General features: G+C 55.9%; 9 protein-coding genes and 2 tRNA genes. 3 read left to right on the top strand and 8 right to left on the bottom strand.

Translation table 11 applies throughout. From position 1 onward, the window contains the following. Positions 1-33 precede the first annotated feature (33 nt). Positions 34-108 (top strand) — tRNA-Phe (locus ACAM_RS04410). 119 nt (positions 109-227) lie between these two features. Here the strand turns inward: ACAM_RS04410 and ACAM_RS04405 are convergent. From ACAM_RS04405 to ACAM_RS04375, 7 genes are all read right to left on the bottom strand, one after another. After that, positions 228-1580 carry a cytosine permease gene (locus ACAM_RS04405; RefSeq protein WP_022541614.1) on the bottom strand — a complete coding sequence of 451 codons (1353 nt, stop codon included), beginning with the start codon at positions 1578-1580 and terminating at the stop codon, positions 228-230. A gap of 101 nt (positions 1581-1681) precedes the next feature. Next, on the bottom strand, positions 1682-2605 hold the full coding sequence (locus ACAM_RS04400; RefSeq protein WP_022541613.1) for a hypothetical protein: 924 nt from the start codon (positions 2603-2605) through the stop codon (positions 1682-1684). Continuing rightward, entirely contained in the window at positions 2586-3524 is a 939-nt protein-coding gene (locus ACAM_RS04395; RefSeq protein WP_022541612.1) for an ABC transporter ATP-binding protein, read from the bottom strand. Before ACAM_RS04395 ends, ACAM_RS04400 begins: the two co-directional genes overlap by 20 nt. A gap of 41 nt (positions 3525-3565) precedes the next feature. Beyond that, positions 3566-7207, bottom strand: a complete 3642-nt coding sequence (gene rgy, locus ACAM_RS04390) for a reverse gyrase (RefSeq protein ID WP_148706421.1) — start codon at positions 7205-7207, stop codon at positions 3566-3568. Positions 7208-7413: 206 nt separating this feature from the next. Continuing rightward, on the bottom strand, positions 7414-7689 hold the full coding sequence (locus ACAM_RS04385) for a hypothetical protein (protein WP_022541610.1): 276 nt from the start codon (positions 7687-7689) through the stop codon (positions 7414-7416). Further along, complete coding sequence (locus tag ACAM_RS04380) at positions 7661-9127, bottom strand: DUF4010 domain-containing protein (RefSeq protein ID WP_022541609.1); 1467 nt, start codon at positions 9125-9127, stop codon at positions 7661-7663. Before ACAM_RS04380 ends, ACAM_RS04385 begins: the two co-directional genes overlap by 29 nt. Continuing rightward, positions 9114-9644 carry a hypothetical protein gene (locus ACAM_RS04375; protein ID WP_022541608.1) on the bottom strand — a complete coding sequence of 177 codons (531 nt, stop codon included), beginning with the start codon at positions 9642-9644 and terminating at the stop codon, positions 9114-9116. Before ACAM_RS04375 ends, ACAM_RS04380 begins: the two co-directional genes overlap by 14 nt. A gap of 280 nt (positions 9645-9924) precedes the next feature. Between ACAM_RS04375 and ACAM_RS04370 the strand changes: the two genes are divergently transcribed. Next, positions 9925-10013, top strand: a tRNA-Ser gene (locus ACAM_RS04370). A gap of 155 nt (positions 10014-10168) precedes the next feature. On the opposite strand, the gene ACAM_RS04365 is transcribed toward ACAM_RS04370, so the two are convergent. Beyond that, a complete protein-coding gene (locus ACAM_RS04365; protein WP_062662738.1) occupies positions 10169-12370 on the bottom strand; it encodes a CDC48 family AAA ATPase in 2202 nt (733 codons plus the stop codon). 289 nt (positions 12371-12659) lie between these two features. Here ACAM_RS04365 and ribH point away from each other — a divergent pair, with 289 nt between their 5' ends. After that, the gene (gene ribH, locus ACAM_RS04360; RefSeq protein WP_022541606.1) at positions 12660-13103 is read left to right on the top strand and encodes a 6,7-dimethyl-8-ribityllumazine synthase; all 444 of its coding nucleotides are present in this window, start codon (positions 12660-12662) and stop codon (positions 13101-13103) included. Positions 13104-13143: the final 40 nt, after the last annotated feature.

Below are 13143 nucleotides of genomic sequence, written 5' to 3'. Positions count from 1 at the left end.
CCACCCGGAATTTTAGAGCGGTGGGGCTAGGCAGCCGCCGTAGCTCAGCGGGAGAGCGCCCGGCTGAAGACCGGGTGGTCCGGGGTTCGAATCCCCGCGGCGGCACCACATGAAAAACCTGCCTCTCCAAAACAATCCTCCGCCTAACGATGGCTGTTGGGAAAAGTTGTTGTTTAAAAGCTAGGTTGATGTTGCTAGGGGGCATGCTAGCCATTGCTGGGCTAGCATCAAGCTTCGCTCCTGAACTTGATGTTGACTGGTATGAGCTTGAGGAGTATTGCCGCCACCACCATACTGATAGCCACCCCTACATACCATATTGGACCCTGGGGGAATGGCACGCCTAGGACGCTGTTCACCATCCCTAGTGGATACGCTATTATATAGGATAATATGAGGCCAGCCAAGAGGCCTACTGTGGTCGGAAGTATGACGGGCTTGTAGCTCGGGTTTGGAGGTCTGTTCAGGCCTCCTATCCAGTGTGCTGCTAGTAGGGCTCCTAGTATCGGTCCTAGTATCACGCCGTAGCTTGCTGCGAATGAGGTAACGTATCCTACTATCTCAGGGGCGTTGTCGAGGAGCCACCAGGGAGCGAGTATGAAGCCTGCTGCGGCTGAGATGAGGCTTGCCTTTCTCCAGCTCATGCCGGCTATGCTTTTGAGTATGTCTATCATGGGAGGCAGGTTGGCCGTTAGATCCGTTGTCCATGGCGCTAGGAAGGCGAAGGATAGCCCCAGCAGAACCGCTATTGCGCCTGGGGCATACTCGGTGATTATCTCCTGGGGCAGAGTCTTTCCTGTGAGCAGGACGAGCTCGTAGCTTAGGTAAGTGCCTAGAAGCTGGCCCCCTACCATGCCCAGCATGACACCTATCCAGAGTGCCCCCCAGCTCTTGGCCTCCCGCGAGAGGTCGCTAATGTTAACCGCTACAGTGGCCCACCAGTTGGTCTGTATAGCGAGGTAGATTAGGAAGCCGGAGCTTAGCAGGCCCACGCCCTGCGGTACTGAGGCGGGCTGGAATCCGGCGCTTTTCATCCAGAGCCAGAGCCAGGCGAAGTAGAGGAGCAGCAGGGGGCCTGCGAGGGTCGCCGCCTTACCTATACCCCTGACTCCTAGCCTGAGCACTAGGTACATGGAGCCCAGGTAGACTACTAGGGCTGCTGGTATGAGTACAGTCGCCTTATCAAGTAGTACGGCCCCTGAGAGGCCGAGGGCGAAGAGCAGTATCAGGTTTAGGGCTAGAGCTCCGTTGTAGGCTTCCACGCCGAACCACATAGCCCCCACAAGCCCTCTCATAACTACTGCAGCCTTGCCAGTGAGGTTTCCAAGGCTTCTGACGGCCTGTTCTGGGAAGTCTATCTTGTGCTTTATCCCCGCATGGCCGTTAAGCGCCATCGCCACCGCTACTATTAGGTTGCCTGCGAGGGCTGCTAGAAGGGCTTCCTGGAGTGAGAGGCCGAGGTTGAAGGCTATGGGGCCTAGGAAGAACAGTGGAAGGCAGGACGCCATGCTGAACATTATAAAAACGTACTCAAGGGCTCCTAGGCCCCCTTTTCTCGCGGGGGTATTGCCCAGACCCATAAACCCTGCCTACATGCTTCCGGTCTGTTAGAGTTTATAAGCTATACGGCCGTTGAACAGCCGGAAACAGCGCGGTCCCCCCGTTCCATGAGTCTTAGGGGTCATACCTCGATGCGCCTGATCATAGCCAGGTTAGCCGCTGCCAAGGCTAAAGTGCCCACTGCTAGCGAGGCGAGATATAGGGGGAGGACCTCGAGGGGTTTTAGCTCCAGAGTCACTGTTACTTGGCCGCTTGCGCCGACGGCGGGTAGTGGTATGGGGGTGAAGCTGTTGCCGAGGGTGATAGCGTAGTACACTATTGACGGGAGGTTGGTGCCTGCTAGGTAGGGTATGGTGCCTGACACGATTATCTCCTTCTCCAGGAAGTCGATCCACGCCTCGATATTGGTGAACCCTTCTATCAGGAGGATTATGGATAGGCCAAAGCTCACGGCCATACCTGTGACGAGATAGACTGCAGCGCCCAGTATCATGCCGGCTATAGAGCTTCTTGTGATAATACCCAGTATACTGGAGGTTAGTATGACCGGATAGAGGCCTATTCCCAGTATGACCCCTGTCAAGGGGGCGAGCCACCAGTCCCTTTGCCAGCCGCCCAGTATAACCGAGGATATCAGGACTGTCAAAGAGGCAACAGTGTAGAAGACCGTAGAGAAGAGGCCGGCGGCCGCCAACTTCGCTAACGGGTAGATCCTCCTAGACGGTCTTAGCATAAATAGCTGGAAAGAGCCGTCCCTAATGTCGGAGGCGAATAGGTCGCCCCCTATGACAACACCCAGGAGCCACGCCCAGCCTGCAACACCCACTGACGCTAGGAGACCTGTTAAGGCGCCTGTGCCTATGTCGAAGCCCATGAGAACCGCCCAAAGCCTCTCCCCGCCTATGTCTCTGGAAGCAACGAGTTTTGCCACCAGCGCTCCCAGCACTGGTAGGACGGCCATGGCGGCCATGAAGATCACAGCCCGGCGTTTCACTAGCCTCAGGACCTCATAGTATATGATGGCCTTAGCCTCCTCCCACGCCATCGCCTGCACCCACGAGCTTCAGATAAGCCTCCTCCAGGCTCGCTCTCTCCACCCTGTACTCCCTAATTTCAATTTTCTCGGAGAGGAGGAGGCTCAGTATTCTAGACGAATCTTCGACCCCCTCCACCGCAACCAGAACCTCGCCCCCCCGGTCGATAGTGTAGGCGTTAAAGCCCTCCCTCTTTAGAACTTCCACGGCCCTCCTAGGCTCACCAGCCGAGAGTATGACCCGTGGAGGACCTGAGAGCCATGCTCTAAACTCCTCGACAGTCCCGTAGAAAAGCGGGGCCGTTCGGAGGACGAGGATGTGAGTTGCGAGGTCCTCAAGCTCCCTGAGTATATGGCTTGACACTATCACCGTCGCACCCTCCCTAGCAGCCGCCCGCACAAGCTCCCTAACTCTAAACACCCATTCTGGGTCTAGACCGGTGTAGGGCTCGTCGAGAACCAGTAGCTCCCTCTCCCCTAGGAAGGCCTGGGCCACTAGCACCCTCTTCCTGGCTCCCTTGCTCAGCCTACCTATGGGAGTGCCGCACTCGGCTCCAAGGCCCACAAGCTCCAGAGCCTCTCCCGCTCTCACCCTGGCGTCGACACCGCTATAACCTTCAAGCCTAGCCAGGGTCTCCAGGAGCATACACGGTGTAGTCCAGAGCGGGGCTTCCGGGAGCTCAGGGACGTACCCTATCTTGGGCATTAGCCTCTCAAACTCTGGACTCCGCGGGTCAACCCCCTCTACCAGAATCTTACCGTCGGTCGGTTTCACCAGGCCCAGGATAGTTTTGAGTAGAGTCGTCTTCCCGGCCCCGTTAGGGCCTAGGACGCCTAGGACGCCTGAGGCGAACGAGAACTCTACATCCCTATAGGCATGGCGCCTGCCGAACCTTTTAGAAAGAGAGGCTGCGGATACTTCGAAGCCCAAGTGGAGGGGCACCAGGGATTCCGTGTGTCCCGGCTGTACTATTAAGCCTCACTCTGGCCCAACACCGTCTCGACCGGGGTGTGAAGGCTAACAGCTTCATCGACAATCCTCCACACGGTGGCGAGGACGGCCTCCGGCTTTTCAACACCCTTCTCCACCCTCTCCAAAGCCTCCTCAAGCGTTCTAGTCGTCTCAACAGAGACTAGATTCTTGAAGCCGTTAGCAAGGTAGCCGTATACTGTCACGCCAGTTTTAGTCGGTATCAGGTATCTCATCCTCTTGCTCTCTATTACATATCCGTGTCTCCTGTTCTGTTCTATAGCCTTAGCGTAGGTGCTAGGCCTCCCTATACCGCTTTCCCTCATCATCCTAACTATGTCGCCAGCCCTGTAGAGCCTCTTCAGGCTAGACCTAACTACTGACACCTCCTCGACCCTCAGCAACTCCCCCCTCGCTATGCTAGCCAGCCACTCCTCTACTAGGGGCGGGTTCACAATGGAATAGCCGCCTCTCGCCCTGGATACTCCAGCATGGCTAAACACTGTCTCCCCCGCCTGTAGCGTAGCCTCAACGATCTCAAGCCTCGCCGGCTTCATCTGGCTCGCTATAAACCTCCTAAATATCATATCGTACACCCTAAGGTGGAGGCGGGTGAGCCGGGTTGGCATCCTTATCGACCCTGATAGCACCGCCCTTTCGAGGTCCTGAGCGTCCAGAGGCCTCGTGGGCCTTATTGCCTCATGGGCGCCCCCCTCCCCCCAGCCACGGGGCTGGGCCTCCGACCCGAGCCCCTTTGATTCTAGATACTCGAGAGCCAGCCTAACCCCTGTAGGGCTAACACGCGTCGAGTCTGTCCTGTGGTATGTTATGAGCCCAGACTCGAACAGGTCCTGGGCTATCCTCATAGCTAGCCCTGCGCTTAGACCGAGCCTCCTGCTCGCATCATACAGGTACTCATCGGTAGTATATGGGGGCTGTGGGCTCCTCTCCTCTACTTTCCTAGCGACGTCAACCACCTTGAGCCACTCGGTCTTCCTTAGCATCTCAACCTCCCCCCGATCCCTGGTGAAATATTTGGTCTTACCATTGGGGGAGAGCTTGAAAACTACCAGGTAACCCCTCGTCTCCCGCCACTCGCTATACCTCTCTACTATCCACCCGAGAACCGGTGTCTGGACTCTGCCTGCGCCTAGCCACGGTTTAGAGAACTTTAGCTTGAGATGGGTGGATAGGTGGAAGCCTATCCACCGGTCCACTATTCTCCTAACCTTCTGGGCCTCTATCAGACTCTTATCAACGGTTTCGCCGCTCCTGAGTGCCTCTAGAACTGCTTTCGGCGTGACCTCGTGGAACCTACCTCTCCTGACGTTGGAGTTGTACGGCCTTACCGTGAGATATACGTCCCAAGCAATCTTCTCACCCTCCCTATCAGGGTCGGTCGCTATTACAACCTCGTCAACCTCGCTTGCAAGCTTCCTAAGTATCTCTAGAACCCCCTTAGAATCCACCTGCCTTGGGCTGCCGCAGCGCGGGCATACTGTCGACGATGATGTGTGCTGGGCTCCACAGTCTAGGCAACGCTTTATAGTGGAGTAGTAGGCCCTATAGCCCCCTCCATTCTCGTCCACCCCGTACTTGCTGCCCACAGGGTCGGTGGTGAGGTCTGTTAAGTGTCCCCTAGTGCTTGTTACCTGCAGGATATAGACTACTCCGCTCTCCGGGTCGCTTACACTAGCCTCATATATTACGCTACGGCCCATCCTCCTTTTACCCGGCCTACCCCAGAACCACGCTATTGTTCTCGCCTTGGTGGGGGACTCAACAACCAGAAGCGTAGTCTTCACCCTAACCTTCCTCCCACGCCCCCTCCTCGACTCCTCTATCTCCCTCTCAAGCTTCTCCATGTCAACCTGGTCTAGAGGCTGGAGTCGGGAGCTAGTGGTCCATTTGAGCCTTTCACCCAAGGCCTCAACATACTCCGGCGACTCCTCAACGACTATGCTCAGCCCCCTAGTCATAACTCCCTTGTATAGCCTGCTGACCCTTCCAGAGGCCTGGATGTAGGTGGGGGCGTCAGGTATCACGAGATAAGGCCCACTGGGATCCACAACAAGCCCTCCCACCCGGAGTAGCCCACCCCGGAGTCGAGCTTCTTCGGCCAGCCATTCCGCAAGTCTGGGTGCCGCCTCCCTGATTATCTCGGCGGCCTCTCCAGCAGGACCATGTGCCTCTAGCTTCCCCCTGGCTGCCAGGGAGACTATGCTCGTGTCTACTACTCTCTCAAGCAGCCGTGAGAGCCTCCTGAAAGCCTCCCCCGCCCATTCAACACCACTATCTTGTGCTAGGGACAGGAAAACTAGCATCCTCCTCGGCGAGTATAGGGCCTCCAGTAGCGGTGTTTTTGTCGAGGGCGCGCCGAGGAAGACAGCGTACCTCGACCTCTCTGGAATGTCGAGGCCCCTGACTATAACCCCGTACCTACTGGCCATGCCAACCAGGACCTGGGCCTCGCCTCTAGCAAAAGCCTCTACAGGCCGCCTCGCCCCTGTCAGAGCGAGAGCCACTGAAACACCCCTCTCACGTAGCCTCTCGGCTATCAGCTTGGCTGCGTCTTTCCCTAGCCTCTGGCTTACGAATACAATGACGCCGTCACCGAGATCCGATGCTATATCCACGGCTCTACCCACAATGTCTGCGTCGATAACATAGGCGTCAACAATGTTCCTGAGGTAATCGCTCCCTCCCCCTACCTCGAAGCCTAGGAGCTCCTTGAAGATAAGGTGCTTCAACCCTCTGGGCCTTCCCGTTGCACTCGCTATAACCAGCTGGCCGGGAGAGGTTTCTGAGAGGCTCAGCCTCAGCCGGGCCTCGAGACTGGCAATCTCCTGCTCCAGCTTCGACACTATGGAGTCTCCTGCTCCGCTACTCAGGGCCCGGTAAAGCTTCACTCTGGCCTTGACGAGACTGTAGGCAGCCTCCACAGCCTCCTCCGTAAAGCCAGTTAGGAGGAGTACACGCTCGACGTTCCTACTGTTCCTGAGGAGGCTATCCACATCATCAACTATTGCTAGATTGAACCTGTATTTTGGGTAGAGAAGGTCGAACCTGCGGGATAGGAAGCCGGTAGTTGCAACTAAGAGTCTGGCCTCACCCCTGCTAATCTCGTCTATGCTAGCCTGTTTGGCCTTAGCCGGCATTCTAGAGTAGTATGCAGTGGCTAGCCCTGGCTCTATCTCCTCGAGCCTAGCGTGAACCTGCCGTACAAGGTTTTCCGTCGGGACAAGGTATAGCACCCGCCCACCTTTCACGGCTGCAATATAGGCTGCATAGACTGTTAGGAGAGTGCTTTTACCTACCCCAGTAGGGGCGATTATAGCGAAACTGTCCCCTTTAACAAGCCTCTTAGCCCAGCTCCGCTGCGCCGACCAGAGTCGGCTCCCGCTCTTAGCCGCAAAATATGACTCAAACTCCCTAACCTCCCTGAGGCTCAAGTACTCCCACGAGTAAGCCCCCAGGCTACCGGCCCTCTTTAGGGCTCTATAGACGTTGGAGGGAGTGATTCTACGTGGAGGCCGGGGCAAGCACTTTGAGCACGGCAACCCCCTCTCCAACCTGTCCTCTTCAATAATACCGCCGCAATTGTAGCATAAGCCCATGTAAACAGCGTTCACTCCGCCCGGCATACCGACTACCCCACCCTCTTGCGGGGGTGCCACAGCTACAGCTAGCCTAACCCCCGGCCTAGACACCGATGAGACTAAAGGGGCGCTGGGATTGAGTGGTAGAAGGGTATGTAATACCGAGCCGAGAAGAATGGAGTTAACCTAGCCTAGATGAGTGAGGAGTGAATATTAGGAGCTTGTCTAGGGCCCTTCCACTACCACCTCTTCTAGGAGCGGTGGCTATCCTCTAGAGACACCTCAACGAGAATTTCTGTCTCACGGGCTGGCCCGGAGAAGTTTGGCCTTAAGTCTAAAACCTTAATCGTGAGAGCCCTCCCCATTTTCTCCTGAGCTATCCTCAGGGTCTCGAAGAGCGTGCAGACCTCATCCCCCACAGCCCTAAGCCTGACTCTCCCCCTTTCCTGACACTCCACTATCAGGGTTATAGCCAGGTCCTCGGGCCTGACTCCATCCCTAACCCTTATAACCCCTCTCTGAGGCACCTCCCGAACACCTCCACCATAGTTTGCGGGATGTAGGATTTTTGAGAGTATCAGATGCTACCCTCTCCAGTATAGCACCGGGGGTTAAGACGAGGGGTAGTAGCGTGTATATAGCCAGGAAGAATGCTGGTAGCAGGCTCATCAAGCCAGTCGCCTTCGCTATCTCTCTCACGGTCTCTGGAGGCGCTCCTACAGCCCGAGTGTATAATATCTTGTTGAACGTTGCTCCAAGCGTTATCCCCAGTATCCCCAGCGTGAAAGTGTCCACCCCTAACCTCGTCAACAGTCCTGCGAGGGATAGTAGAGTAGCGTTAGCGCTTATGAAGCCTCCTACTATGGATAGCACAAGCAGTGCTATGCTACCTGTGTAGCCCGACAGTAGCCTGGAAGCAGCGTCAAATAGCATAGTTAGGAGGAAGAACGCCACCGCACCTCTCACAGCCACACTCCACTGGAGAGGCGTGCTTGGGGTTACCCCCTTGTTCTCGACCTTCTCCAGAGCTATGGTTGAAGCCCAGGCTATTAGCGTGGCTATAGTCATAAGGGCTAGCAGGATAACCGCGGGCACGGCGGCCTCCTGCAGGTTGAGAACTATCTCCCCCCGGGGTATGCTCCCCCCCAGTAGGAGTGCTAAAAGGCCAAGAGCAGCTATTCTAAGCTGCATCACGCTTAAGGCTGTTATGACGGCCTGGAAGATAACCTCCGCCTCTATGTCGCGTCTCGAGGCTATGCTAGCAACTACAGCCTCACTGTTTACTATGCTACCAAGAATTATGCTGGTCACAAACCCCCTAACCCCCCATATTCTCGAGGCTATGTAGCTACCGAAGCTAACTGCCACTATAGCCGTGAAGAATACGTAGACCTGGAACACGTTGATGAAGGGTATGTAATCGCTCGCATAATAGGCTGCAGGACCCAGCACGAGAACGAGAGCGGCAACCTCCATTAAAGCTATTAGCTCAGAGTAGCTGACGGACCTGGTTATCCTGACTACCGGGTACTTCGAAGCGAGGAGCAGGCCTCCAATAACGCCGACAGCCACCCCCTCCAGTATGAGGCCAAAACCACTCATTAGGCCGGCCAAGAAGGTTATGAGTATGACTATGTAAGTCGTGAATCCTAGCGCTCTGAGCCTGATCATCCTTGTATAGGCGAAGAGGAGTGTGAGGAGGGTCACAGTTACAGTGCCCAGGCCTGCCTCGAAGGCTGCAAACAGCACACCATACTGGGAGGCTGTATATGAGGTTATGTAGCCGGTAGCGCTGCCGTAGAGTCCTATAAAGCCCATGCTTCTGAAGCCGGGAATACTGCCCGACTTCTCGCTCCTCCCAACAAGCTGGGCTCTCTCCCTCTCGATACCTATTAGAGCTCCTACTAGCAGGCCGGTTCCAATCCTGAGTATAAAATCCTCGTAGCCGATGCTAGTTTCCACCATACCCCATCAGCTCAAAAACCTCCTCCAGAGACAGCCTGAATAGGCCCTGTGGCGGCACAGAGCCCAGGGAGCCTCTATATGGCCTCCCTATCTTTAGATGGACACGGCTCCCCTTAACCTCGGCCTCGACTATTCTCCCCATGGCAATGCCGTAAACCACCAGAACACCGGATTCTCTATCCTTCCTGAAAATCCTGTAACTATCCATGATATCGGCTAAGGCGTCCTTCCAGCTCTCCGCCCTGCAGGAGGCCTTCAGCTCTAGTGAGACCGCCCTGGATGACATAGCTATCAGCCGTGCAAGCCTAGTTAGGCCCTTAAACCCTATTTTAAACACAACCCTCCTCTCAACCTCGTCGACATAATGCAGCAAAGCTCCCTCATCATCCAGAGCCTTTACGAGCCTCGAAAAAACGCTATCCGGCCTTACATAAATTGAGCCGACTACATACCAGGAGCACCCCTCTATGCCCCTCGCCCTGGAAACCCTGTAGGCTATGCTAGAATAGCCTCCCAATCCCGTTACACCCGAGAGCCCTGTTTGCGGTCAGCCGGGGATAACCTCAACACTCCCAACCTTTCAGACTACCTCGTTAACATCATCCCCCAAAGCACTATAGATAGGTTAGCGGGACACCGGGCAAGGGCCCTCGGCAACACAGGCCCTCCTCATAACTAATGCTCAGAGTGCGAGCTCCACTCACCGGGCCCAACATACTGTATAAACCTAGGAGAGATATAGAGGATTACACGCCACCCTATTAACCTTCGGGGAAATATGATTAAGGTTGGAGAGCGCCGGGGTGGCCGAGCGGCCCAAGGCGGCGGGCTTGAGACCCGTTGCCCCGCGAGGGGCGCGCGGGTTCGAATCCCGCCCCCGGCGCCATCAGAACAGCCCTCGTTCCCCCTTCCTTCCGCCCTGACGCAGCGAGAGCCCTAGGGGGGTGGTGTGTATTTTGGGAAAGACGCGTGGGCTCCAAGTAGGGTAGAGGGGTGGCTAGAACCCATAGTGGGGATGGCTACATGGATATGTTGGGTGAGTCACCCTAGGGTGAGTTTCTTTAGCTCTTTGGCGAGCCTCTCGTACCTCAGTATATCCTCCTTGGTTAGGCTCGGCGGCACTTTCTTTAGCGCCTCTAGGAAGTGCCTCATCTCCACCTTGCCTACTTCGAGCTTCTCCCTGAGCTTTGCCATAACCGCCTCTCTAACCACAGCCTCTATGTCGGCCCCCGTGTAGCCTTCGGTCATTTCTGCGAGTCTGTCTAGGTCAACGTCGTCCGCAAGTGGAACCTTCTTGGTATGTATCCTAAATATCTCCTTACGGGCCTCCTTGTCCGGGGGAGGCACGTATATTAGTCTGTCGAACCTTCCGGGCCTCAGCAGCGCAGGGTCTATGATGTCGGGCCTGTTGGTGGCGCCTATGACGACAACGTTGGTCAGCGGCTGTATCCCGTCCATCTCCGCCAGCATCTGGTTAACTATCCTGTCGGTGACCCCGCTCGTATCAAATCTAGCCCCCCTAGCGGGGGCTATGGCGTCTATCTCGTCGAAGAATACTACGGCGGGGGCTGCCTGCCTCGCCCTCTCGAATATCTTCCTGATGGCTCTCTCGCTCTCTCCCACCCACTTGCTCAGTATCTCCGGCCCCCTGACGGCTATGAAGTTCGCCCCGCTCTCAGTGGCAACAGCCTTAGCAAGCAAAGTCTTACCAGTACCCGGAGGGCCAAACAACAACACACCCCTAGGAGGCCTAATACCCATCTTCTCAAATATCTCGGGGTGTTTCAAGGGCCACTCCACAGCTTCTCTTAGAGCCTGCTTAGCGTCCTCAAGGCCACCTATATCGCTCCACCTAACCTCGGGAACCTCTACGTAGATCTCTCTTATGAGCGTCGGCCGTATCATCTTCATAGCTTCTATAAAGTCTTTCATAGTAACCTTCAGCTCCTTGAGGACACTAGCCGGTATCTCCTTAGCCTCGAAGTTAATCTTACCCTCCCGTATGAACCTCCTCAACGCAGCCATGGCAGCCTCCTTAGCAAGGGCTGCGAGGTCCGCGCCAGTGTAGCCGTGCGTCATCTCCGCCAGCTTATCCAAGTCCACATCCTCCGCCAGGGGCATGTTTCTAGTGTGCACCTTCAGTATCTCGGCCCTGGCCCTCTTGTCTGGAGGCCTGATCTCTATCTCCCTGTCGAACCTTCCGGGCCTCCTCAGCGCAGGGTCTATGGCGTCGGGCCTGTTGGTGGCGCCTATTACTATAACCCTGCCCCTCTCCTTCAGGCCGTCCATGAGGGTGAGGAGCTGGGCCACAACCCTCTTCTCCACCTCCCCAGTAACCTCCTCCCTCTTGGGGGCGATGGCGTCTATCTCGTCTATGAATATAATGCTGGGCGCGTTCTCCTCAGCCTCCTTGAAGATCTCCCTAAGCCTCTGCTCGCTCTCCCCATAATACTTGCTCATAATCTCCGGGCCGTTAATAGAGATGAAGTACGCTCCGATCTCGTTAGCCAAAGCCTTGGCGAGCAGAGTCTTACCAGTACCCGGAGGCCCATAAAGGAGAATACCCTTCGGAGGCTCGATGCCCAGGTGCTTGAATATCTCGGGGTGCTTCATAGGCAGCTCGACTATCTCCCTTATCCTTTCCTTAGCCTCTTCAAGGTCACCTATATCCTCCCAGGTGACCTTTGGAACGCCCCTTAGCCGCTCGATCTCCTCCCTAACGGGCTTCTCCCTAATCTCAACCTCAGTAGCCTCGGTAACATACACGAAGTGAGCGGGCTGTGTTGAAACCACTACCAGCGGGAGCCCCTCGAGAACCGGTACTATGATAGTCTCTCCCCTGCTAATCGGCTTCCTAAGTAGAAACTCCTTAACGTACTCCACGAAGTCCCTGCCAAACCTGATAGGCTCCGTGGGCGCTAGAACCACCTTCGAGGCCGGCTCCACCTTTTCAGCCTTCTCTACGGTAACAGTATCCCCGACGGTAACACCTAGAGCAGCCCTTAGGTAGCCGTCCATCCTTATAATGCCCCTGCCCTCGTCGTCGGGCCTGAGGGGCCATACCACCGCTACTACGCTTCTGTCACCCTTCGAAACCTTAACGAAATCGCCTACCTCGACCCCAAGCCTCGCCGCTGTTTGACGGTCTATACGGACAATCTTCCTCCCAACATCCCGAGGGTAAGCCTCGCTCACCCTCAGCTCAACACTAGATTTGACCAATTCATCCTCACCTCCAAACATCCACTATCTAAACCTAAAAGACCTGGAGGTTATATCGGTCAGGTCTAGACTAGGCCGGCCTGGATAACGTGATCGACCAGTGACATCAAGGTTAGTCTGAGGGATGCTGCCGAGTCTTAAAGGGCCGGAGTTTAAGGGGCCTCAGCCCCGCGCGGCGGCCGCACAAGCCCTCTAGGATAGAGCCTAGGGCTTCGGTCCTGCTACGCATCCTCACCGGCCCCGATATACCACGTATAGACGCTAAGCTATTTCCGGTTTAGTGTGCCAACGGGTTCTTGGGTTCAAAGCAGTGTCTTGCGGGGATAAGCTGCGGATCGCTATCGTGGTCTCGGAGTTTAACTATGACGTAACCCGTATTATGGAGGAGAAGGCGGTAGACCACGCACGGTTCCTAGGGGCTGAGGTGGCTGTTGTAGCCAGAGCGCCGGGAACGTTTGACACCCCCTTTATTGTTTCGAGGCTCCTAACCTCCCGTGAGGATATAGATGCAGTTGCGGTGCTCGGCGCCGTTATTAAGGGCGACACAAAACATGACGAGGTGGTAGCGCACCAGGCCGCTAGGAAGATTCTAGATCTAAGTATAGAGCACGGCAAACCGGTAACCCTGGGAATTATAGGCCCTGGTGCTAGTCGGCTAGAGGCTCTTGAGAGAGCGGAGGAATACGCTAGAAGAGCCGTCGAGTCCGCCGTAAAGCTCGCCAGAAGGTCTAAGGAACTGATGGGCGAATGCTAAACAGCGGCACAACCTGCTGATGCATGACACCTTCTGAGGA

Origin of the sequence: Aeropyrum camini SY1 = JCM 12091 (genome assembly GCF_000591035.1) — an archaeon.
Lineage (GTDB): Archaea > Thermoproteota > Thermoprotei_A > Sulfolobales > Acidilobaceae > Aeropyrum > Aeropyrum camini.
This window is presented reverse-complemented; position numbering and strand designations above follow the sequence as displayed.